The sequence below is a fragment of the Pseudoclavibacter caeni genome, from assembly GCF_008831125.1.
Taxonomy (GTDB): domain Bacteria; phylum Actinomycetota; class Actinomycetes; order Actinomycetales; family Microbacteriaceae; genus Pseudoclavibacter_A; species Pseudoclavibacter_A caeni.
In genome coordinates this window covers 155,750-176,544 of record NZ_WBKA01000003.1, presented here as the reverse complement: position 1 = coordinate 176,544, position 20,795 = coordinate 155,750, and the positions used below count along the sequence as shown (strand labels likewise).

20 protein-coding genes, 2 tRNA genes and 1 pseudogene are annotated in these 20,795 nt (G+C 69.7%); 11 read left to right on the top strand and 12 right to left on the bottom strand.

From position 1 onward, the window contains the following. Positions 1-78 precede the first annotated feature (78 nt). On the bottom strand, positions 79-447 hold the full coding sequence (locus F8O02_RS05000) for a pyridoxamine 5'-phosphate oxidase family protein (protein WP_158036145.1): 369 nt from the start codon (positions 445-447) through the stop codon (positions 79-81). Between the two features lie 37 nt (positions 448-484). Beyond that, positions 485-997 (bottom strand): flavin reductase family protein, encoded by a 513-nt coding sequence (locus tag F8O02_RS04995; protein WP_158036144.1) that lies wholly within the window; start codon positions 995-997, stop codon positions 485-487. 281 nt (positions 998-1,278) lie between these two features. Here F8O02_RS04995 and soxR point away from each other — a divergent pair, with 281 nt between their 5' ends. Continuing rightward, the gene (soxR, locus tag F8O02_RS04990) at positions 1,279-1,713 is read left to right on the top strand and encodes a redox-sensitive transcriptional activator SoxR (RefSeq protein WP_225734139.1); all 435 of its coding nucleotides are present in this window, start codon (positions 1,279-1,281) and stop codon (positions 1,711-1,713) included. A 228-nt stretch (positions 1,714-1,941) separates the two neighbouring features. Here the strand turns inward: soxR and phoA are convergent, their stop codons facing one another. Both phoA and F8O02_RS04980 read right to left on the bottom strand, forming a co-directional pair. Beyond that, on the bottom strand, positions 1,942-3,939 hold the full coding sequence (gene phoA, locus F8O02_RS04985; protein WP_225734121.1) for an alkaline phosphatase: 1,998 nt from the start codon (positions 3,937-3,939) through the stop codon (positions 1,942-1,944). 292 nt (positions 3,940-4,231) lie between these two features. Then, positions 4,232-4,618 carry a DUF1304 domain-containing protein gene (locus tag F8O02_RS04980; protein ID WP_158036142.1) on the bottom strand — a complete coding sequence of 129 codons (387 nt, stop codon included), beginning with the start codon at positions 4,616-4,618 and terminating at the stop codon, positions 4,232-4,234. 170 nt (positions 4,619-4,788) lie between these two features. On the opposite strand from F8O02_RS04980, the pseudogene F8O02_RS04975 reads away from it, so the two are divergent. Next, positions 4,789-4,944: pseudogene (locus tag F8O02_RS04975) on the top strand (ATP-binding protein); the annotation flags it as partial. A 339-nt stretch (positions 4,945-5,283) separates the two neighbouring features. Beyond that, entirely contained in the window at positions 5,284-5,760 is a 477-nt protein-coding gene (locus F8O02_RS04970; protein ID WP_158036141.1) for a hypothetical protein, read from the top strand. 543 nt (positions 5,761-6,303) lie between these two features. Here F8O02_RS04970 and F8O02_RS04965 read toward each other — a convergent pair. Beyond that, positions 6,304-6,546, bottom strand: a complete 243-nt coding sequence (locus F8O02_RS04965; RefSeq protein WP_158036140.1) for a hypothetical protein — start codon at positions 6,544-6,546, stop codon at positions 6,304-6,306. 168 nt (positions 6,547-6,714) lie between these two features. Beyond that, positions 6,715-6,786 (bottom strand) — tRNA-Gln (locus tag F8O02_RS04960). A 118-nt stretch (positions 6,787-6,904) separates the two neighbouring features. Between F8O02_RS04960 and F8O02_RS04955 the strand changes: the two genes are divergently transcribed. After that, positions 6,905-7,984: a 3-methyladenine DNA glycosylase gene (locus F8O02_RS04955; protein WP_225734120.1), complete on the top strand. Its 1,080-nt coding sequence runs from the start codon at positions 6,905-6,907 to the stop codon at positions 7,982-7,984. On the opposite strand, the gene F8O02_RS04950 is transcribed toward F8O02_RS04955, so the two are convergent. Further along, positions 7,945-8,679 carry a VIT1/CCC1 transporter family protein gene (locus tag F8O02_RS04950; protein ID WP_158036139.1) on the bottom strand — a complete coding sequence of 245 codons (735 nt, stop codon included), beginning with the start codon at positions 8,677-8,679 and terminating at the stop codon, positions 7,945-7,947. The two genes, F8O02_RS04955 and F8O02_RS04950, sit on opposite strands and share 40 nt — an antisense overlap. A gap of 377 nt (positions 8,680-9,056) precedes the next feature. Between F8O02_RS04950 and F8O02_RS04945 the strand changes: the two genes are divergently transcribed. The 3 genes from F8O02_RS04945 to F8O02_RS04935 all read left to right on the top strand — a co-directional run bounded on the left by F8O02_RS04945 (position 9,057) and on the right by F8O02_RS04935 (position 10,438). Continuing rightward, complete coding sequence (locus F8O02_RS04945) at positions 9,057-9,929, top strand: glycosyltransferase (RefSeq protein ID WP_158036138.1); 873 nt, start codon at positions 9,057-9,059, stop codon at positions 9,927-9,929. A 56-nt stretch (positions 9,930-9,985) separates the two neighbouring features. Then, positions 9,986-10,264 carry a metal-sensitive transcriptional regulator gene (locus tag F8O02_RS04940; protein ID WP_158036137.1) on the top strand — a complete coding sequence of 93 codons (279 nt, stop codon included), beginning with the start codon at positions 9,986-9,988 and terminating at the stop codon, positions 10,262-10,264. A gap of 98 nt (positions 10,265-10,362) precedes the next feature. Further along, positions 10,363-10,438: transfer RNA gene (locus F8O02_RS04935), tRNA-Glu, on the top strand. A gap of 168 nt (positions 10,439-10,606) precedes the next feature. Here the strand turns inward: F8O02_RS04935 and F8O02_RS04930 are convergent. Further along, positions 10,607-11,383, bottom strand: coding sequence for a potassium channel family protein (locus F8O02_RS04930; RefSeq protein ID WP_158036136.1), 777 nt, complete (start codon positions 11,381-11,383; stop codon positions 10,607-10,609). Positions 11,384-11,605: 222 nt separating this feature from the next. On the opposite strand from F8O02_RS04930, the gene rarD reads away from it, so the two are divergent. Next, the gene (gene rarD / locus F8O02_RS04925) at positions 11,606-12,652 is read left to right on the top strand and encodes an EamA family transporter RarD (protein WP_179416346.1); all 1,047 of its coding nucleotides are present in this window, start codon (positions 11,606-11,608) and stop codon (positions 12,650-12,652) included. A gap of 3 nt (positions 12,653-12,655) precedes the next feature. Here rarD and F8O02_RS04920 read toward each other — a convergent pair whose 3' ends face one another. Beyond that, positions 12,656-14,176: a helix-turn-helix domain-containing protein gene (locus F8O02_RS04920; protein WP_158036134.1), complete on the bottom strand. Its 1,521-nt coding sequence runs from the start codon at positions 14,174-14,176 to the stop codon at positions 12,656-12,658. A 178-nt stretch (positions 14,177-14,354) separates the two neighbouring features. Here F8O02_RS04920 and gabT point away from each other — a divergent pair, with 178 nt between their 5' ends. The 3 genes from gabT (at position 14,355) to F8O02_RS04905 (ending at position 18,167) form a co-directional block, all read left to right on the top strand. Then, entirely contained in the window at positions 14,355-15,701 is a 1,347-nt protein-coding gene (gene gabT / locus F8O02_RS04915; RefSeq protein ID WP_158036133.1) for a 4-aminobutyrate--2-oxoglutarate transaminase, read from the top strand. A gap of 488 nt (positions 15,702-16,189) precedes the next feature. After that, a complete protein-coding gene (locus tag F8O02_RS04910) occupies positions 16,190-17,788 on the top strand; it encodes an amino acid permease (RefSeq protein ID WP_158036132.1) in 1,599 nt (532 codons plus the stop codon). A 10-nt stretch (positions 17,789-17,798) separates the two neighbouring features. Then, a complete protein-coding gene (locus F8O02_RS04905; protein WP_158036131.1) occupies positions 17,799-18,167 on the top strand; it encodes an FKBP-type peptidyl-prolyl cis-trans isomerase in 369 nt (122 codons plus the stop codon). 182 nt (positions 18,168-18,349) lie between these two features. Here F8O02_RS04905 and F8O02_RS04900 read toward each other — a convergent pair whose 3' ends face one another. From F8O02_RS04900 to F8O02_RS04890, 3 genes are read right to left on the bottom strand one after another with little or no spacing between them, the layout of a single operon-like run. After that, positions 18,350-19,003 carry a trimeric intracellular cation channel family protein gene (locus F8O02_RS04900; RefSeq protein ID WP_158036130.1) on the bottom strand — a complete coding sequence of 218 codons (654 nt, stop codon included), beginning with the start codon at positions 19,001-19,003 and terminating at the stop codon, positions 18,350-18,352. Beyond that, entirely contained in the window at positions 19,004-19,450 is a 447-nt protein-coding gene (gene sufU, locus F8O02_RS04895; RefSeq protein WP_158036129.1) for a Fe-S cluster assembly sulfur transfer protein SufU, read from the bottom strand. Then, positions 19,447-20,757, bottom strand: coding sequence for an aminotransferase class V-fold PLP-dependent enzyme (locus F8O02_RS04890; RefSeq protein ID WP_158036128.1), 1,311 nt, complete (start codon positions 20,755-20,757; stop codon positions 19,447-19,449). The genes sufU and F8O02_RS04890 overlap by 4 nt, the downstream gene beginning before the upstream one ends. Between the last annotated feature and the right edge of the window lie 38 nt (positions 20,758-20,795).

Sequence of the window (20,795 nt, the reverse complement as noted above, 5' to 3'; positions counted from 1 at the left end):
GCCAGCAGGTGGCGCAGACGTGGCGGTCGTCGCAGGGTGTGCGCGCTCGCGGTCGGGGCCTCGAGACGTGCTGCGGGATCAGAGCTTGTCCACACGTTCCACGTCGATGAGCACCGCGTACTTCGGGGCCTTCTGCCCGTTGCCCGCGGCCCACTGCTCCGCATTGGCGAATTCCGGGGTGCCCTCGCCGAACAGGTGCGGGGTGCCGAAGAACCGGTAGCCGGAGTGCTTCGCCAGATCGATCGCGACGACGATGATCTTCGAGCCGTTCTCGATGTTCTTCAGCGTCTGCCGGGCGGTGCGCTCGTTGTAGATGATGTGCGTGTCGTCGTAGCTGCGCAGCGACCCCTTCGGGCCGATATCCGGCGTGCCGTCGGGGTTGACGGTGGCCTGGATGGCCAGGTTGTCGTCGAGGACGGCCTTCGCCTCAGGCGTGATGACGGTCATGGATGTGCCTCTCTGTCTCGGTTGGTGGTGGGGAGTCTCAGGCGGCGGTCGGGGTGGTGCGCGGGGCGTCCTCGCCGCGCAGGGTGAGGAACCGGCGGTCGTGGTAGACCAGCGGCGGCACGTCGGGGCCTCGGCGCACGTCGAGCACCTCGGCGGCGACGAGTCGCGAGTCGCCGACAGGGATGATCTGCAGGACGCGGGCGCGCAGGCCCCAGGGCGCCTCCAGCAGCACGGGCTCGCCCGTGGGCAGCGTGCCCCAGTGCTGCTCGGGGGTGAACCGGGGTGCCTCCGACCGTGCGAAAGCCTCGGCGACCTCCGCCTGTCTCTCGCCGAGCAGGTTCACGGTGAAGGTGTCGGCGGCCAGCACACGACCTGCCGAGCCGCCCGACTTGGTCACGGAGAAGGCGAGGGCCAGCGGTGAGATGGACACGGATGCCACGCTCGAGGCGGTGAGCCCGGCCGGGCCCTCGTCGGTGTTGGCCGCGATGACCGCGACCCCTGCTGGATGGTGACGGAACGCGTGCTTGAACGTGTCGACGGACTCGGTCATGGATGCCTTCCTCGCTGCTGTGAGATCATGCTCACCAACCATAGAATCTCAAGTCCACTTGAGGTCAAGATGATGAGCAGGAGGCTGCAACAGTGCGTCACATGCCGGTCGAGCATGGTCGAGAGGATGCCGCAGAGGGCCGCGGTCAGTCGCAGACTGTGGCGGATGGCGACCGTACGGGCGATGCGAGAGACTCCGACAGCGCGGCATCTGCGGGGAACGCAGCGGGGGACGCCGCAGACGACTCGGCCCGTGAGGACGTCGCTGCCGGCCCCGACCGTCTGCTCGCCGTCGGCGAGGTGAGCCGCCGCACCGGGGTCGCCGTCTCGGCCCTGCACTACTACGAGCGCATCGGACTCATCCACGCCGAGCGCACGGCCGGCAACCAGCGTCGCTACCCCCGTCACATGATTCGGCGGATCTCGATCGTCTCGGTCGCCCGGCGTCTCGGCATCCCGCTCTCCGACGTGGCCGACGCGCTGCGGGACGTCCCCATGGACCGGCCGCCGACCGAGGCGGACTGGCGGCGTGCGTCCACCCGCTGGAAGGCCGCGCTCGAAGCACGCCGAATGGAGCTGGAACGACTGGAGAATGCCCTTGTCGGCTGCATCGGGTGCGGGTGTCTGTCGATGCGCGCCTGCCGACTGCTCAACCCCGACGACAGGCTCGGCGCTGCGGGGCCCGGGCCGCATCGCCTGCTCGGCGACGTGGGGTGATGGGGAGAGACGACCGGATGTCGAACGGCTCGCGACCCGGGGAGGGCGTGCGCTCTGACGGGGCGCGCCGGCGTCTCATGAGGAATCCGCCTGGACACCGTCATGACGTGTGCGCTGCCACCAGACCGAGACGCCGACATCGCCCGACTCGTGCCGCAGCGCTGCGACAGTCGAGCCGGACGATGCCCGATGCGTTCGGTCAGAGACCGGCAGGGGATCCTGCATGAGTCAGAGAGTGCCTCCTGACTGAGCGGCGATCTGACGGCGTCGCCGCATCACCAGCAGCGCCACACCCAGCGCGATCGCAGCCAGTGCCGCGATCAGCAGGCCGATGCCCGCAAGGCCGGTCAACGCCAGCCCGCCCGGAAGCAGTGAGCTGCTCTGCGACGTGCTGTCGTTCGAGCCGGTGGGCGCCGCGACTGCGCCGTCCGCCCCCACGGTGAACGTGGCGGTCTTCACCGTGCCCGACTGGTTGCCGGTCAGCGTGACGGTATAGGTGCCAGGCTCTGTGGGAGCAGCACCCGTGAAGCTCACCGATCCGTCGATCACATCGGCCTGCCCCAGGTCGGTTTCGTCGAGCCTCGCGTTGACCGTCCAGTCACCCCTGAACCCCTCGCCGGTCGTGACCACGCTGTCCCCATCGACCTGGGTGCTGGCTGATGCCGACGCGCTCTGGGCGGACACGTCGCGGTTGGTCGACAGCGTGTTGTTGACGGTGTCGAACACGTCAGTCTGATCGCTCAGACCCACGACATTAGCCGCACCGGGGCCGTAGGCGGCGATGCGCACCTGAGTCCCGGTGTGCTGTTGTGAGCCACCCTCCTCAGCGGTGCCATACGCCACGATCATCTTCTGCCCGTCTGCGGTCAGCAGCGGCACCGAAAGCGTGGCGGGGGGAGCGGCGTCGACGATCTGGCTGGTGTGCGCGTGATCCGCGGTTGCGATCACCAGCGTGTCGCCATCCTGCTTCGCGAAGTCGAGCGCGGTCTTCACCGCATTGTCGAGGTCGACGGTCTCGCCGATCTGCCCGCAGGCGTTCGCCGCATGATCCTGCTTGTCAATCGAGGCGCCCTCCACCTGCAGGAAGAAGCCTGTGTCACTGTCGGGCCGGTTGAGCAGGTTGATCGCCTTCGAAGTGAGCTTGTCGAGGCTGAGATCGCTCATGTAGTCGCTCGACTCGGTGCAGCGCTGAGCCTCGCCGTTACCGCCGCCGACAGTGGCCTCGATGGTGTTGTACCGCACGGGGAAATTGCCCTCAGCGAACAGCCCGAGCACCGGCTGTGACTGATCTGCGGCAGTGACGGTGTCAAGCGAGGCGGCATCATCGACCAGGGTGTAGCCGCGCTCCTTAGCCTGCTCGAACAGAGTCTTGTCTTTCCATGGCCCGGCCTTCGCCTTCTCGTTGAAGGTCTTCGAGCCGCCGGCGAGCGTCACATCGGGGCGCACGTCGAGCAGCTGCTCGCTGATCGACCCGGCACCCCCGTTCTCGAGGGCGTTCTCGGGGCACTTCGCGCTGGTGGCCTCGGGGCCGTAGCACTTGCGCTGGGACACGTGCGAGATCTGCACAGCCGGTGTGGCGTCCTGTACCTCAGCGGTCGAGACATCGCCGGTCTTGAGACCGTTCGCCTTGGCGATCTCCAGCAGTGATGAGTGCGCCTCGCCGTTGACGTCGACGCCGATGGCGCCGTCGTAGGTCTTGGTGCCGGTGGCCCATCCGGTGCCGGACGCCGCCGAATCAGTCACGTAGTCGGGCTTGCCGTTGCTTTTGTTGAGCGAATAGGTGGTGTATTGGCCGGTCAGCGGCAGTGCGTCGATCCCTGCGAGCTTGCCGGCGGCGCCCTCGGCGTAGTCGCGCGCGACGGTGATCTCGGAATCGCCCATGCCATCACCGATCAACAGGATGACGTTCTTCGCCCCGGAATTCTCGATGGGCTGACGGATCACGTCGGTCTGATCCTGGTTGTGATGATGAGATGCTCCCCCGGTCTGGGTGAGATCGTCGTCGGCAGCGTAGGCCGGCATCGCCAGCCCGGCGGTTGCGGTGATCACCGCAACCGCCGTGGCCGCGATGAGTGACCGGCGTTGGCGGAGCAAGGAGGTGTGCATGGGCGTTCTCTTCCTGTTCTCTCTTCTCAGTGGGGATGAAGCGCCCCGCCGCGCACGGCATGTGCGTTCGGGGGACAGCTTGGATTCTGAGAGGCGGAAATGGCGATGCCGCGACAGCACCGTGGACGGATCCGGACAAGCGGGCGAACGCCGGGGGAAGGCGAGGTGAACGGACGCACCAGAGCACGGGTCGGGAGTTACTGCTCTTGCGTCAGCCACTGCTCTGGCGTCGCACGGCAATTCCCGTGTCCGCCAGATCCTGCTCTCTCAGCAGTCGCCCGCTGCCATAGCGCCGAACGGCAGCAGACCAAGAGGGCAGGGAAGAAAGACGGCCATGTCGGGTCAGGCGGTCGCCTCATGACTGTCTGAGGTGTCAGTCTCGGATGCGTGTGCGGTGAGGGCGGAAAGCGTGTCAGATGGAGAGGCCGAGGGCCAGAACGCTGACGCCGAGCAGGGGCAGCAGCCCCTGCTTCAGCGCAGCACCGCGTTTGTCGGGGCTGGAGGCGAAGAGCACGAGTGCCGCGGCAGCCATCGACCCGGCACCGGCGAAGGTCAGGGCGGCCCCGATCGCTGTCGAGCCCGCAGCGAAGAAGACGATGCCAGCAGCGACGATGAGTGCCAGGAACAGGTTGTAGAACCCCTGGTTGAAGGCGAGGCTCTTCGTCGCCTCGGCCTCTTCAGGCGAGATGCCAAACGTGGCCTGCGCCTTCGCCCCGGTCCACGCGACCGACTCCAGATAGAAGATGTAGAGGTGGATCAGCGCTGCCAGCCCGGCGAGCAGGAGGCCTGCGAGAGTCATGACTGCTCCTCGTGTTGGACGTGCGCCTTCTCCATGATGGCCTCTCCAGCATATTCTGAAAGGCTTGGTGCATGTCGTCCGCAGCACACAGAGCGAGGCCGACAGTTGGTCGTGCTGGACTGCGCCTCGCCCTCGACGGCTAGTTCGCCCATGCCTCCGGCGAGGCGAGCCGCGGCCACGGCGGATTCGGTATCGGCCTCGCTCTCGTCCGCGAGATCGCCACGCGTCACGGGCGTGACGTCGCCGTCGTCAACACGGGGCCGACGGGCACGACCATGCGGATGCGTCTGCCGCACTGGGGGATGGTGAGCATGTGGTGTCGGTGACGCAGACGGTCGCGGGGCGGAGTTCGCTGCGGCCCGGGCGACGTTTGTCGTGGGTGTCGACGCCGGCGTGCAGGGTGACGGGGCGGCCTGATCATGGCCGACCCGACCGGTTCGGTCGGGGGCAACACCGGTCGGTGGCACGCTCGCCCGGACGGGTGTCGGTGCGGGGCTGGTGATGGCTGTCGGTGCTGTCGGTGTCGGTGTGCCCGCCGGTGTGGTGGTGAATGTCATCGCCCGCCGCAACACCGGTTGATACCGATGTGTATTGGTATGCGGCTGTCTGCCGCGCACAGGTCGGGTGGGGCATTCCGCCCTGCCATGATGAGGAGAGGAGACCCCATGAGGGAGTTCCTGGAGGCCGGACAGGCTTCCACGGCTGCACATCGTCCGTTCGAGCTGAGGCTTGCTGACGGGTCGGAGATCCGTGCGGACACGATCGCCGAGCTGATCGGCGGGATCATCGAGGGGTATGAGGACGCCGGTGACGACACCGACGCCCTTGAGGCCCGGGTGTCGTATGCCGAGGATCATGCGAGCACCATGCAGGGGATCACCCTGTTGGAGCTCGCCAGTGACGGGGCGCAGGAGGGACTGTCAGAGGATGACCGTCTGTTCCTGCTGACGCCGAAGGATCAGCCGGTCGGCGGCCACTATGACGGGCCGGTGGATCTGGTGCTGACGACTACCCATTATGAGCCGTTCACTGATGACGAGCGGCCGACGGGTCGGATCGTGTGGCTTGACCCGGAGACGGAGACGTCGTTCGTGAACACGCTGGCCGCCGCGTCGGGGATGCAGTTCACCACCCGCGAGTAGTTCGCATACAGGGTGTTCATGACACCCGGTGAGCTGTTCGTGTTCTCTGCCGTCGGCGGGGTCGTCGTGAGCGGGGTGCTGTTCCTCGTGTTCTCGGCGTGCGCCGGCGGCCTGCTCGTGCTCGTCCGGGCCTGCTGCAGCACGACCCGTTGCGCTTGCCTCTGCCCACGGTGACGGAGTGGATCCCGTGCTTGGCTGCACATCCGCCAGATATGCCGCTCCGATGCCCGATGCCCGATGCCCGATGCCCGGCGGCTGCGAGCTCGTCGGCGATCAGCCGGTACCTGCACTCACGGATCGTCGGCGTGCACGTCGTATGCGGCGTTGGCCGGGTGGGCGTCGTCCCAGTCCTGCCGTGGCACCGGTGATGCCAGCCATTGGCGGTAGCCCTGTTCCGTGATTCTCAGCGCCCGGCGCGTCACCGCGACCGGCACCCGAACACACACGGGTACCGGTCGCGGCCAGTTCTTGGAGGAGCGGGTAGATCATTCTGGGCGTCTCAGGTTCGCCTGCGAGAGGTACGCTGCCGCCTGGAGCAAGACCTCAGTTCTCATCCAGCTCGCGGATTCGCTTCAACGTTTGCGCGTTCGCTCTCGTGGCCTCGGGGTCACCACCACTGGTGGGCAGGCTGTGAGCTGCCAGCTGGGCTTCACCCCAGGCCTGCAAAGCAGACGTCGAGACACTCGAATCCGCGCACACCTGCTTCTGCGGGATCCCCGACTCGACAAGCCCCACGGCGTCCCGCTCGAACTCATCGCTGAAATGATTCCTCGGCAGGATCAACATCCTCCTGCACGGCCCGAAAGCCAGGCAATCCTCAAGTCGACCAAAGCCGCAGCAGACCCGCCGTTGGCCCCACCGGCGGCGCGTTCCAGACATGAAAAGGCCCCGGGAACATCCGCTCACCGGGGTTTCAAGAACATGAGACGGGCCGCTTCCTGAACAGCCCTGCTGCTGGGGTACCTGGACTCGAACCAAGAATAACGGTACCAGAAACCGTCGTGTTGCCAATTACACCATACCCCAAAGGGTGCCATCGACCGCGTCGCCGTGATCGCTGAACCAAGAAACAACGATAGGCCATTCCGCGGCTGAGCACAACTCATGCGTGTCGCCGCCGTGGCCGCCCGGCTAGGATGACCGCGTGTCCACTCCGCAGCGTCCTGACCGGTCCTCCTCGGCCCATGCGGGCCGGGCCGTGCTCCCGTCGTCGACGAGGGGCCGGGTGACCGGCGTGACGCCCCCTTCGGCCGGTGCCACGGCCGAAGCACACCAGATCGTCACGCCGCGCACGCGGTTCGACGAGATCCGGCTGCCTGCCGCGGTCTGGCAGGCCCGGGCCCGGGCACACCGTGAGCGCGCCGACGCGATGACCGCCGGGTGGCGGGCGCGTCGTGCGACGGGCGAGCGTGACGAGGTGGAGGACTTCCTGTTCACCTACTACTCGTACCGGCCGTCGCTGCTGCGGCGATGGCACCCGGGCGCGGGGGTCGTGCTCAAGGACGCCGCGGGTGCACCGCAGGCCGGCTGGCGCTGGTACCGCACGGACGCGAACGGGGACGTGCGCGTGGACGTGGCCGGCTGGCTCGCGCACCGCGGCGACGCGATCGACTTCATCGCCGGGCTGCTCGCCCGCACGCTCGCCCGGCCGCCCCGGCTCGGCTGCTCGTGCCTGCACGAGTGGGCGATGGTCTATGGGCTCGATCAGGCACAGCAGCGGCACACCCGGCTGCCGCTGCGGCTGGGGCATGCGGAGACCGATCGGGTCGTCGAGCGCAGCCATATCGTCTGCTCGCACTATGACGCGTTCCGGTTCTTCACCCCTGCGGCCCGGCCGCGGAACGCACTGCAGCCGACTCGGGCGGCCCAGCCCGAGCTCGAGCAACCGGGCTGCCTGCACGCGAACATGGATCTCTACAAGTGGGCGATGAAGCTCGGCCCGATCGTCCCGGGCGAGCTGCTGCTCGACACGTTCGCGCTGGCTCGAGAGCTTCGCGACCTCGACATGCAGGCCTCGCCGTACGACGTGCGCCAGTTCGGGCTCGAGCCGGTGGCGGTGGAGACCGTGGCCGGGCGGCGCGAGTTCGCCGAGCGGCAGCAGGCGTTCGCCGATCGGGCGAACACGCTGCGACGGCGGATGCTGGATGCGATCGGGAGGGCGCGGGCTGTGGTCGGCGGGATGGGTCAGGCGGTCTCGACGCCGATGAGCGCGCCGACGATGTAGGTCACCCCGACGGCGATCATGCCGAGCAGCAGCTGGCGCACCGCTCCGCGCAGCCAGCCGCGCCCTGAGACCTTCGCGGCGAGACCGCCGGCGACCAGCAGGCCGACGCAGCCGGCGGCGAGGCCGGTCCACAGCGTCCCCACGCCGAGCAGATAAGGGAGGATCGGCACGATCGCCCCCATCGAGAAGAACAGGAACGACAGCATGCCTGCGGCCACGGGTGAGGGGCGCTCGTCCGGGTCGATGCCGAGCTCCTGCGTGAGATGGATGTGGACGGTGCGAGTCGAGACGCCTGAGCCGTGGATCTCGGCGACGGCCTGGCGGGCGGTCTGCTCGCTCATGCCCATCTGCTGGAACTCGTGGGCGAGCTCCGCCTGCTCGCCGGCGGGATTGCGACGCTGGGCGGCGATCTCGACGGCGACCTCCTTGTCCAGCTGCTCGTTCTGCGACCGCACCGAGGTGAACTCGCCGAGCGCCATCGAGAACGCGCCTGAGAGCAGGCCGCTGACGCCGGTCAGCAGCACCACGTGGTTCGATGCCCCCGCTGCGCCGATCCCGGTGACCAGGCCGATGTTCGACACCAGCCCGTCCATCGCGCCGAACACGGAGGCGCGCAGCCAGCCGCCGCTCACGTTCGCGTGCGTGTGGTCGTAGGTGTGCGGGTCGGCCGGGTCGACCGTCACGTGCTGGGACATCGGGTCTCCTCTCGGATGAAGTGCGACCGCGAGCCCGATCGGCTCGGGGGCAGGCGTTCGTCGTCGCTGTCGGGGGCATCCGATCCCGGGCGCGCTGCGTCGATCCGGGCCACTGTAGAACCGCGTCCGGGGGTCACACCACCGTCGGGATGCCGTTCGAGCGGGGCATCATCGTCGTTCGGGCGGGATGTCTCGATGGTGCGGCTATCCGAACACATCCCGGGCCGAGGGTGGCTGCACGTCGCGCGGTGGGGTGCGTCACGGTGGCGGGCGCGCTCGATCGGAGGTCACGATTGCGTTGCGAAGCGGGGGTGGGGCCCCGTGCGCGCGCCGGATGTCGGTCTATGGTGGGAGGCGACTGATCGAAAGGACTATCCGTGACCGTTGAGGTTGCTGACAGGCTTCCGAGTGTGTCGCTCGTCATTCCCGCGTACAACGAAGAGGAGCGCATCGCCGCCTGCCTCACCGCGGCGACCGAGCAGACGCAGCCGATCGACGAGATCATCGTCGTCGACAACAGCAGCACCGATGACACCGCCGCCATCGTGCGCCGCTTCCAGCGCGAGCACCCGGACGCCTCGGTGCGCCTGATCGCCCAGAATGCGCGGCAGGGGGTCATCCCCACTCGAGACGCCGGGTTTGACGCGGCCCGCGGAGAGGTGATCGGCCGCATTGACGCCGACTCGCTGCTCGCTCCGGAGTGGGCCCGGCACGTGCGGCATCGCTTCCGCGACCAGCACATCGACGCACTGACCGGCCCGGTCATGTACTACGACATGCCCTTCCGCCGCTTCGGGCTGAAGGCCGACGATCGACTGCGGAAGCTGCTGATGCGACTTAACCGTGAGTACCGGTTCGTCTTCGGCAGCAACATGGCTCTGCGGGCGAGCGCCTGGCGGGACATCCGCGACGAGGTCTGCCAGGACGAGGACGACCTCTTCCATGAGGACATCGACCTGTCGATCCACCTGGCCGAGCACCACTTGTTCGTCGGCTACGAGCCGAACATGGTCTGCGGGATCTCGGCTCGTCGGCTCGACGCGCGGTTCCGAGACTACAGCGACTACGTCCAGCGGTTCCGGCGCACCTATCGCGCCCACCGGTGCAACCGGCACCTCGAGACGGTGCCGCAGGCGGTGCTGTACATGATCTACCCGTCGCTGCACGGGCTACGGCATCTGCGCGGCCGGCACGGCGATCAGCCCCTGTGCGCGCTGCCAGAGCGGGTGCCCGTGCTCAGCGGGCGCTAGCCGGGGTCTCGCGATGGAGCGACTCCGCTCGGGAGGCGCCCGCCTAGGATGAGACCATGATCGAGGACATCAAGCGGCGCGCGCTGCACCGGGTGCGGATCCTGGAGGGGCAGCTGCGCGCGATCGAGCGGCAGATCGAGCAGGAGGACTACTGCGTCGACATCGTCACGCAGTCTCTCGCCGTGCAGCGCTCGCTGGCCTCGCTCAACTCTCTGCTCGTCGAGAATCACCTGCGCACCCATGTGCCGCACATGCTGCAGGCCGGGGGAGAGGAGCGCGAGCAGGCGATCGAGGAGCTCGTGCGGCTGTACGGTCTGAAGGGCCGCGGCGACTGAGCCGCGGCGACCGGAGAGGTGCGACACGCCCGAGATCCCACCCCGGATTGCCTGTCTGTGGTGCTCCTGTGTCATACTCAATGAGTTGCGTTCGTCGCGGCCCCATCGTCTAGCGGCCTAGGACATCGCCCTCTCACGGCGGTAACGCGGGTTCAAATCCCGCTGGGGTCACCAACCGGCCTCGTGCTCCACCGAGCACGAGGCCTTCTTCGTGTCCGGGGCGCGCCAGCCCAGCACGTCCGGGCGGTCCCGCCCCGCGGGGCCGGGCGCGCTCGCCGTCACACGCCGGCCGGATGATCATCGTCGCCCGTGCCAGCGTCGGACGGGCGGAGACCGCCGCGATCAGTCCCGAGCGGCCTCTCCGGCGTGGCCGGAGGGCTGCGCGGCGCGTCGCTCGGCGTGGTCGAGTCGCTCCGCCATCCGCTCCTGGACGGTCAGCAGCCGGTCGATGCGCCCCTCCAGCTCGCGGATCTGCGCCCGCGTCGCCGCCTGGTGCGCCTCGTCCGACTCGCGCACCCGGTCGATGATCCAGGAGGCGAGGGTGCCGGTGACGACGCCGATGAGGATGATGCCGCCGGCCATCAGCCCGATCGCGATCAGCCGGCCGTCGAACGTGGCCGGGGCGAGGTCGCCGTAGCCGACGGTCGTGATCGTCACGCACGTCCACCACACGGCGTTGGGGAACGTCTGGATCGACGAGCCCGGCGCCTCGCGCTCCGCGTCGAGGATGGCCAGCGAGCCGACGAGGACCATCATGAGCACGCCGGTGGCCGCGTAGGCGATGATGCGGCCGCGCAGCGTGCGGCCGACGGAGGCCTGCAGCGCGCGCAGCAGCAGGAGCGGCCGCACGAGCCGCAGCGGCTGGAGGACGGGCAGCACGACCAGGGCGAGATCGAACAGGTGGGTGAGGAACCAGTGTCCCCGGGGGCGTGCGAGCCACAGCGAGACCAGGTAGTCGGCGATGAACAGCGCCCAGGCGACGTTCATGACGATTGACGGCACTGTGTCCGCCGCTCCGTGCGGGTCACCGAGCACCTCCCACGCGTAGGCCGCGAGAAAGGCCACGGCGCCCACGACGAGCGGCCAGACGGTGAGCCGGTGCCAGCGTTCGAGCGTCATCCGCCCAATCTACCCGCGTGGGGAGCGGCGGTCGGACGACGATCGAAGCCGCACAGCGGGGGGTGGTGTTTCCGCCGTGTTACAGCGGTGTTACGATCGCTCACGTGCCGCTGGGGACAGTCGCCTCCGGAAGGCTCAGGCGCGCAGTGCGCCGACCGTCGTCCGCCGCCTCGCACGGCACGGAAGGCGGCACTCATCGAGGCCCGTGGGAGGTCTTTCACCGTGCGCGGGAACAGCACCATCGGCGTCATCGCGTCGCTCACCGCATCCGTGCTCTTCGGCGGCATCTCGCTGCTGGCGGGGATGCTCACCGGGCTGACGGCCGAGCAGGTGACCGCATGGCGGGTCGTCTGGGTCGTGCTCGTCGTCGCGCTCGCCTTCACGCTCACCCGCACCTGGGACGAGGTGGGCGTGATCCTGCGTCGGCTCGCCGCCCGGCCGGCGCTCATCGCGGTGCTGCTGGGGTGCGCGGGGATGATGGCGCTGCAGCTGTGGGTGTTCATGTGGGGGCCGATGCACGGACACGCCCTCGACGTCTCCCTCGGCTACTTCCTGATGCCGCTCGTGGTGGTGGGGATCGGGCGGCTCGTGTTCCACGACGAGCTCGACGGCTGGCAGATCGCCGCCATCGTGCTGGCGACCGTCGGCGTCATCGCCGACGTCATCGCCACCCGCAGCCTCGCCTGGCCGACCGCGCTGGTGGGACTCGGGTATCCGGCGTACTTCGCCGTGCGCCGCTGGTTCCGACTGGACGGGATCGCCGTGTTCTGGCTCGAGGTGCTCCTGCTGCTGCCCGCGGGGGCCGCCCTCGTGGCGCAGAGGCCGGTGCTCGCGGTGCTCGCCGCCGTCGGCACCCCCGAGTGGTGGGCGTTCGTCGGGCTCGGCGTGCTCAGTGGCGTGGCGATGCTCAGCTACATCCTCGCCAGCGGCCGGCTGACCCTCACCCTGTTCGGGCTGCTGAGCTATCTGGAGCCGGTGCTCGTGCTCCTCGCGGCCCTGGTGCTCGGCGAGCGGCCGGCACCGACCCAGCTGCTCGTGTTCGCGCCGATCGTCGTGGCGCTCGCGCTGCTCGCGGTCTCCGGGGTGCGCACGCACCGTCGTCTGGCCACGGTGCATGTCCCGGCGGCGGACGAGGTGCCGGGGATGCAGCCGGTGACCGCGCCGATCATGGTCGTCGACCCGCGGCCCCGCACCGGCGCCATCACACTGTCCGAGCCGGGGAGGGCGCGCTCCGGCGCCGACGGCGGCCTCGCAGCGGCCGAGCGCTGACCGTCAGCGCTGGTCGTCGATCGCATTGAGGGCTAGCCAGATCTTCGTGCGGTTCTCGAAGCTGTCCAGATCCATGTCCAGCAGCGTCGCCGCCCTGGCGATCCGGTTGCGCACCGTGTGCCGGTGCACGCCGAGTCGCTGTGCGGTGGCCTCCGCCTGGCCGTTCGTCTGCAGCCACACCCGCAGGGTCTCGCGCAGCTGCGCGCCCTCGGCCCGGCTGCGCTCGTCGAGCGGGGCGAGCAGCTGCGCGGCGATCACGGAGAGCATCGACCCACGCAGCAGGTTGTGCCAGCCGGAGTCGGCGACCGCCTCGTAGCGCACCACCTCGGGGGCGACGGTCGTCTCGGCCACCTGCCGTGCCTCGTCGACGAGCCGGCCGAGCGGAAGCGCGGCGCTCGTCCGCGAGACCCCTGCGCGCACCGCGTGCGAGCGGCACAGGCTCACCGCCTCGGTGAGCCGGGGGCGGGCCGCCACGATGACGGCGCGGTCGTCCAGCATCCCCCAGAACACACCGGGGGTGCGCTGCAGACGATCGAGCTGTCCGACGAGGGGCTCCGGCGGGGTGATGACGTGGATGACGGCGCGCTCCTCGTTCGGGATCCGCTCGTTCCACAGGCGCCGGGCGATGCGGTTCGCGGCGGGCAGGTCCCCGGCCGCGGCGACGCTGATCACCCCGCCGCGCACGGCGTGGCGCTGCAGGGCCAGGATGCGATTGAACTCCAGCGAGATCCCGGCGAACGCGAGCACGGACTGCACCACGTCGAGCTGCACGCCGTCGAGTCGCCCCACCCCGCTGAGGACGAGTAGGCCCGACACACTCGGCGGCGCCCCGATCGTCTGGACGATGAACTCGCTGCCGTCGACGTCCACACGGGCGGCCGAGCGGGTGCCCGTGCGGATCAGCCGGTCGATGGCACCGGAGAGCTCGTGCAGCTGCGTCTCGCCGAGCCGGGTCTGCCGGGAGACGTCGCGCAGCTCGCCGGCGCCGTCGAAGACCGCCACGCCGCAGCCGAGCTGGCTGGAGAGCTCGTCGAGCACCGCGCCGAGATCGCTGGAGCGCATCGCCGCCCGCGAGATCGCCCGCTGCGCGTCGAGGCCCCAGCGCACATGCTGCTGACGTTCCTGCTCCTGCAGATCGTCGACGCTGCGGATGACTTTGATGAACGGCACGTGGTAGGGGATCTCCACCAGCGGCAGCCGATGGTCCGCGCACGCGTGCGCCAGCTCGGGCGGGCACTCCCGCCAGGTGAGCCCGGTGCCGAGGCCCAGCCCGATCAGCTCCCCGTCGCACAGACGGGAGACATAGGCGTCGAAGTCGAAATCCCGGGCCTGGAACTGCGCGCCGTCGGTGAGCAGCAGCTGGCTCGGGGGCAGGAAGCGCATCGGGTCGACGAGGCTGGACGCGTAGACCCAGTCGATCGGTGCATCCAGCCGACGAGTGGTCTCCTCGCCGCTCTCGTCGCCGACGATCACGGTCAGGTCGAGCTCTTTCATGCCGATGAGGCGGCGCAGCGAGACAGACATGGCCAGATTGTACAGTCAGGTTTCGCTGAATGTCCCTCAGGTACATGCGAACCAGGTGGTGTGGCGCCGTACTGTCGGTGCAGGCGAGTCGTCGTCGCACCCGCCCGCGTCCAGGCCCGGCTGCCCCGTTCCCTGCAGCCTCCGACTGGCGGTCATCGTTCGCATGAGGAGAGACACCATGACTGATCAGAGCATCCCCGTCGGCGGCCCGTCGCTGCCGCAGCGGCTGAACCTCGTCACCGAGATCCCCGGCCCGAAGTCCCGCGCCCTGCAGGCACGCAAGGAGGCCGCGGTCAGCGCCGGTGTGGGCGTGATGCTCCCGGCGTACGCGGTCGCCGCGGGCGGCGGCGTGATCGTCGACGTCGACGGCAACAGCCTCATCGACTTCGCCTCCGGCATCGCCGTCACCGGCGTCGGCAACTCGGCCCCGGAGGTCGTGGAGGCCGTCCAGAAGCAGGTCGCCCAGTTCACCCACACCTCGTTCGCCACCGTGCCGTACGAGGGATACGTCGAGGTCTGCGAGCGGCTCAACAAGCTGACCCCCGGTGACTTCGAGAAGCGCACCGCGCTGTTCAACTCGGGCTCCGAGGCCGTCGAGAACGCCGTGAAGTTCGCCCGCAACTACACCGGCAAGGACGCCATCGTCGCCTTCGACCACGCGTTCCACGGCCGCACGAACCTCACCATGGGCCTCACCGCCAAGGCGATGCCCTACAAGCGGCACTTCGGGCCGTTCGCCAACGAGCTGTACCGCGTGCCGGGCTCGTACCCCTACCGTGACGGGCTCACCGGCCCGGAGGCCGCGAAGCGCACGATCTCGATGATCGAGACGCAGATCGGCGCCGACTCCGTCGCCGCGATCCTGCTCGAGCCCATCCAGGGCGAGGGCGGCTTCATCGTGCCGGCCGAGGGCTACATCCCCGCCCTCGTGCAGTGGGCCCACGAGAACGACGTGCTGTTCATCGCCGACGAGGTGCAGGCGGGCATCGCCCGCACCGGGCGCATGTTCGCCATGGAGTACGAGGGTGTCGTGGCCGACCTGGTCACCACGGCCAAGGCGATCGGCGGTGGCCTGCCGCTGTCGGCCGTGACCGGCCGCGCCGAGATCATGGACCACCCGCAGGCCGGCGGCATCGGCGGCACCTACGGTGGCAACCCGGCCGCGGTGGCGGCCTCGGCGGCCACGCTCGACAAGGTCGTGCGCGAGGACCTCGCGTCGCAGGCCCTGCACATCGGCGAGATCATCACCAAGCGGATGACGGAGCTGCAGCAGGCGGATCCGCGCGTCGGCGAGGTGCGCGGGCGCGGCGCCATGCAGGCCATCGAGATCGTCGACCCGGCGACAAGGGAGCCGGACGCGGAGCTGACCGCGAAGGTCGCCGACTACGCGCACAAGCACGGCGTCGTCGTGCTCACCGCGGGCACCTACGGCAACGTGATCCGCTTCCTCACACCGCTCGTCATCTCCGACGAGCTGCTGGAGCAGGGGCTGGCGATCATCGCCGACGGCTTCAAGGCGAACTGACCGGAACGACCTGGCGCGGATGGTCCGGTCTGGGCTGACCGACCGCGTCACCACACACGGGCCCGGTGCGGAGTGGACTCCCGCACCGGGCCCGTTCTCCGTGCGGGTGCGGTCCGGGCGGCCGAGTGACTCGGTTCCGGGGCGGCGTCATCCGGCTGAGACCTTCCCACCCCATCTGCGGGCGCAGGCGCACGGGAGACCCCCGGAGTGGACATTCCGTCCATGGAATGGCCCGTTCGGCCATGGTCGGAAACACGGCGTTCACACCACATGGGCCTAGGCTGGCGCCGATCGCCTCGTTCGAGGATGGCATGACCTGCCCTCCCGAACCCGGTGACCTGCGAGATCGCGTCCCCGGCGCGTCCACTCGCGTGCGCGGCGACCCCGTGGCGGCCATAGCGTCCGGCCGGTGCCCGCGACCGTCGAACCGCTCCCGCGGCGACGCCATGGCGGCGTCATGACCGGGAGACGACCCAGTGAGGAGTCCCATGTCCAGCTCGAAGCCCGACGCGTCGAAGAGCGCGCCCCCGACCGAGACGGTGTTCACCGTCGGCGCCCGCGATCACACCTCGGAGGAGGCCCCGCGGCTCGCGCACACGCTCAAGCCCCGCCACCTGTCGATGATCGCACTCGGCGGCATCATCGGCGCCGGGCTGCTCGTCGCGTCCAGCAGCGCGATCGAGGCCGCCGGACCCGGCGTGCTCATCTCGTACGGTCTCGCCGGCGTCGTCATCGTGCTCGTCATGCGGATGCTCGGCGAGATGGCCTCGGCGAGCCCGGACACCGGGTCGTTCTCCGCCTACGCCACGAAGTTCATCGGCCCCTGGGCGGGGCTGTCGATCGGCTGGCTGTACTGGTGGTTCTGGGTCGTGACCGTGGGCGTGGAGGCCACCGCGGCCTCGAGGATCATCACGAAGTACGTCGACATGCCCCAGTGGGTGCCGGCGCTCGTGCTCACGCTCTTCTTCCTCGGCCTGAACCTCGTGTCGGTCAAGAGCTTCGGCGAGATGGAGTTCTGGTTCGCCGGCATCAAGATCGTCGCGATCTCGCTGTTCATCGTCTTCGGCGTGCTGTTGCTCGCCCACGTCATCCCCAGTGAGCACCAGGGCGTCGACTACGCCGCCGAGGGCGGGCTGCTGCCCAACGGCATCGAGGGCGTGTTCATCGCGCTGCTGCCCGTGATCTTCTCCATGTTCGGCGCCGAGGTGGCCACGGTCGCCGCCGGCGAGTCGGAGAACCCGGCCCACGCCGTCCGCAAGGCCGTCAACACCGTGGTGTGGCGCATCATGCTGTTCTACATCGGCTCGATCGCGATCATCGTGCTGCTGCTGCCGCACAGCGCCGTCGAGGTGGGTGTGAGCCCCTTCGTGAGCGCGCTGACCTACGTGGGCATCCCGGGCACCGATACGATCATGGACATCGTGGTGCTGACCGCCATGCTCTCCACCCTGAACGCGTCGCTGTACACCGCTTCCCGCATGGCGTTCTCGCTGGCCGGCCGCGGCGAGGCCCCGCGCAGCTTCCGCCGGGTGAACGGCCACAACACACCGTACGTCGCGATCCTCGCCTCGGCCAGCGTCGGCCTCATCTCCGTGGTGCTCAACTACGCGATGCCGAAGGCCGTGTTCAACCTGCTGGTGAACTCCACCGGCGCGGTCGCCATCTTCGTGTGGCTCGTGATCGCCGTCTCGGAGCTGCGCAGCCGGAAGATGCTGGCCGCCCAGGGTATCGTGCCCGGCCGTGACCGGGGCACGATCCGCATGTGGGGCTTCCCATGGATCACCTGGCTCGTCATCATCAGCCTCGTCGCCCTGCTCGTGTACATGACGTTCAACCGCGACCCCGAGATCCGCGTGCAGCTGTACCTGAGCCTCGTGGTCGCCGGCGTCTCCGTCGTCGCCGGGGTCATCGTGCAGCGCCGGCAGCACCGGAGCGCGGCCGCCGAGCAGGTCGACCTCGGGGCCGCGGCCGCCGACGAGATCGCCGAGACCGCGGACCCCGGGCTGTACGCCGAGGATCTCGCCGAGGCCGAGGCGGACGCCGCGGAGCGCCACGCGGACGATGCCGCTGACCGCCACGACCGGTAGGCTGGCCGTCATGACCGAACTGACCAGACCAGAGATCGACTTCCCCAGCGGGCCCGCCCCGGACGCGCTCGACATCGAGGACCTCGTCGTCGGCGACGGCGCGGAGGCCACGCCCGGTGCCACCGTCGAGGTGCACTACCTCGGCGTGGGGTGGGAGTCCGGCGAGGAGTTCGACTCCTCCTGGAGCCGCGGCGAGTCGATCACGTTCCCGCTGCGCGGGCTGATCAAGGGGTGGCAGATGGGCATCCCCGGCATGCGGGTCGGCGGGCGCCGGCAGCTCGTGGTGCCGCCGCACCTCGCCTACGGGCCGGCCGGCAGCGGGCATCCGCTCGCCGGACAGACCCTGATCTTCGTGATCGACCTGCTCGACGTGAGGTGATCGTCAGAACGCGCTGACCGGACGGCGCCGCACCCCGGGGTGCGGCGCCGTCCATCGTCTGCACGGGGCCTGCACGGATACCCGGCCGTCGCCTCGTCCGCGTCGTGACATGTGTGCCGCAGCCCGGGCCGCCCGGACCGGGGACATGAGGAGACCATGCGCCGGCGGTCGGGCTCCCGAGCTCAGAGCTCGTCGGCGATCGAAGTGTGCGGCTGCACGCGCAGCCGGGCCTTCGGCAGGCTCCAGCCCCGCCAGATCGCCACCACCCGGATCACGGCGATCGTGAGCACCGCGACGGCGGTCGCGGTCAGGTCGCCCGCGCCGGTCACGTGCAGCGCCCAGTAGACGACCGCGCCGACGAACGACGCGGCCGCGTAGATCTCGCGCACGAGCAGCACCGGCGGCGACTGCGCGACGAGCAGGTCGCGGATGATCTCGCCGGTGACCCCGGTGAGCACCGCGACGATCCAGACGGCCAGTGGGGTCGCGTCCGCCGCGATCGCGGCCTTCGCCCCGATGACCGAGACGATCGCGAGCCCCGCGATGTCAGTCATCTCGAGCAGCCAGCGGGGGATCGCGACGAACCGCACGATCACGAACGCCGTCGTGGCCACGGTGAGCACGGTGGGCAGGATGACCTGGTCGTGCATCCAGTACACCGGGGTGTTGCCGAGCAGTGTCTCGCGCAGTGTCCCGCCGCCCACCGCGCACAGCAGGCCGACGAGCAGGGCGCCGAAGAAGTCGAGCTCCACCCGCGCGGCGGCGAGCACGCCGCTGACGGCGAAGGAGCTGATGCCGACCAGGTAGACGATGCGGATGATCGCGTCCGCGTCCATTCAGGCCTCAGCCCTGTGCAGTGCGTCCTCCAGCGCCACCCAGCCGAGCATCGCGCACTTGACCCGCATCACATATCGACTCACCCCGCCCAGCGCGACGGCGTCGCCGAACCGCTCCGGGTCCGGCTCCTCGGCGCCGCGGGAGTGCATCACCCGCCGGAACTCCGCGATGAGCTCGAGCGCCTCGGCGACGGTGCGTCCCTCGAGCAGGTCGGTCATCAGGGAGGCGCTCGCCATCGAGATCGAGCAGCCGTCCCCCTCCCAGCCGATCGCGGCGATCCTGCCGTCATCGTCGAGCCGCACGCCGAGCGTCAGCTCGTCGCCGCAGGTGGGGTTGACCTGGTGGGAGTGCCCCGACCAGCCTCCCTCGCCGTAGCGGTCGCCGCCGCGGCGCTCCCTGGCCTCCTCGAGGATGACCGTCTGGTAGAGATCCTGCAGCCCGCTCATCGCGCGACCCCGAAGAACCCGCGCACGTCGGCGAGCGCGTTCAGGAACGCGTCCACCTCGGCCTCGGTGCTGTACAGGTACACGCTCGCCCGGGTCGAGGCGGTGACGCCGAAGCGGCGGTGCAGCGGCTGCGCGCAGTGGTGACCGACGCGCACGGCGATGCCGCGGTCGTCGAGGAACTGGCCGACGTCGTGGGCGTGCACGCCGGCCACGTCCACGGCGGCCATGCCCGCGCGCGCCACCCCTGGCCGAGGGCCGAGCAGCCGCACCCCCGGGATCTCGGTGACACCCCGGGCGAGCCGCTGGCCGAGCCGGTGCTCCCACGCGGCGATGCGCGCCATCCCGATGTGCTGCAGGTAGTCGACGGCGGCGCCGAGCCCGACCGCCTGGGCGACCGGCTGCGTGCCCGCCTCGAAGCGGGTGGGGGCCGGCATGAAGTCGGTGCGCTCCATCGTCACGGTCTGGATCATCGACCCGCCTGTGATGAACGGTGGCAGGGCGTCGAACATCTCGCGGCGCCCGTACAGTGCGCCGATGCCGGTGGGGCCGAGCATCTTGTGCCCGCTGAACGCGGCGAAGTCGACGTCGAGCGCGTGCAGGTCGAGCGGCAGGTGCGGGGCCGACTGGCAGGCGTCGAGCACGACGACCGCGCCCGCCGCGCGGCCGAGCCGCACGAGCTCGGCGACCGGGTTGATCGTGCCGAGCACGTTCGACACGTGGGTGAACGCGAGCACGCGGGTGCGCTCGCCGATCAGGTCGCGTGCCGCGGCGAGGTCCAGCTCGCCCTCGTCGGTCAGCGGGATCCACCGCAGCGTCGCGCCGGTGTGCGCGGCGACCTCCTGCCAGGGCACCAGGTTCGCGTGGTGCTCCATCTCGGTGATCACGATCTCGTCGCCCGGGCGCAGCGCGAACCGGCGGGCGGCCTCGCCGCCGCGGCCGGCGGTGGCGTTGATGAAGCCGTACGCGACGACGTTGAGCGCCTCGGTGGCGTTCTTCGTCCAGGCGATCTCGTCGTCATCGGCGCCGACGAACGCCGCGACCCGGTGGCGGGCCGCCTCGAACAGCTCGGTCGACTCGCCGGCGAGCGTGTGGGCGCCACGGTGCACGGCGGCGTTGCGCATCTCGTCGAACTCCTGCACCGCGTCCAGCACGCTGATCGGCCGCTGGCCGGTCGCGCTGGAGTCGAGGTACACGAGCGGCCGGTCGCCGATGCGACGGTCGAGGATGGGGAAATCGTTGCGGATGCGCGAGACCTCGGTCGGGGAGAGAGGCGTGGCGTCGTCGCCGGGCGCGTCGTGATGTGACATGCAGGCTTCCTTCAGTGGTGTACCAGACAAGGATAGGG

What these genes read in the sequence shown, in the direction of transcription:
- F8O02_RS04970 (WP_158036141.1), top strand. Translation starts at nt 5,284, where the DNA reads ATGAGGGAGTTCCTGGAGGCCGGACAGGCTTCCACGGCTGCACATCGT.
- F8O02_RS04890 (WP_158036128.1), bottom strand. Translation starts at nt 20,757, where the DNA reads ATGTCACATCACGACGCGCCCGGCGACGACGCCACGCCTCTCTCCCCG.
- F8O02_RS04940 (WP_158036137.1), top strand. Translation starts at nt 9,986, where the DNA reads ATGATCGAGGACATCAAGCGGCGCGCGCTGCACCGGGTGCGGATCCTG.
- F8O02_RS04920 (WP_158036134.1), bottom strand. Translation starts at nt 14,176, where the DNA reads ATGTCTGTCTCGCTGCGCCGCCTCATCGGCATGAAAGAGCTCGACCTG.
- F8O02_RS04965 (WP_158036140.1), bottom strand. Translation starts at nt 6,546, where the DNA reads ATGTTGATCCTGCCGAGGAATCATTTCAGCGATGAGTTCGAGCGGGAC.
- F8O02_RS04900 (WP_158036130.1), bottom strand. Translation starts at nt 19,003, where the DNA reads ATGGACGCGGACGCGATCATCCGCATCGTCTACCTGGTCGGCATCAGC.
- F8O02_RS04905 (WP_158036131.1), top strand. Translation starts at nt 17,799, where the DNA reads ATGACCGAACTGACCAGACCAGAGATCGACTTCCCCAGCGGGCCCGCC.
- F8O02_RS04910 (WP_158036132.1), top strand. Translation starts at nt 16,190, where the DNA reads ATGTCCAGCTCGAAGCCCGACGCGTCGAAGAGCGCGCCCCCGACCGAG.
- sufU (WP_158036129.1), bottom strand. Translation starts at nt 19,450, where the DNA reads ATGAGCGGGCTGCAGGATCTCTACCAGACGGTCATCCTCGAGGAGGCC.
- F8O02_RS05000 (WP_158036145.1), bottom strand. Translation starts at nt 447, where the DNA reads ATGACCGTCATCACGCCTGAGGCGAAGGCCGTCCTCGACGACAACCTG.
- F8O02_RS04930 (WP_158036136.1), bottom strand. Translation starts at nt 11,383, where the DNA reads ATGACGCTCGAACGCTGGCACCGGCTCACCGTCTGGCCGCTCGTCGTG.
- F8O02_RS04980 (WP_158036142.1), bottom strand. Translation starts at nt 4,618, where the DNA reads ATGACTCTCGCAGGCCTCCTGCTCGCCGGGCTGGCAGCGCTGATCCAC.
- gabT (WP_158036133.1), top strand. Translation starts at nt 14,355, where the DNA reads ATGACTGATCAGAGCATCCCCGTCGGCGGCCCGTCGCTGCCGCAGCGG.
- F8O02_RS04995 (WP_158036144.1), bottom strand. Translation starts at nt 997, where the DNA reads ATGACCGAGTCCGTCGACACGTTCAAGCACGCGTTCCGTCACCATCCA.
- F8O02_RS04950 (WP_158036139.1), bottom strand. Translation starts at nt 8,679, where the DNA reads ATGTCCCAGCACGTGACGGTCGACCCGGCCGACCCGCACACCTACGAC.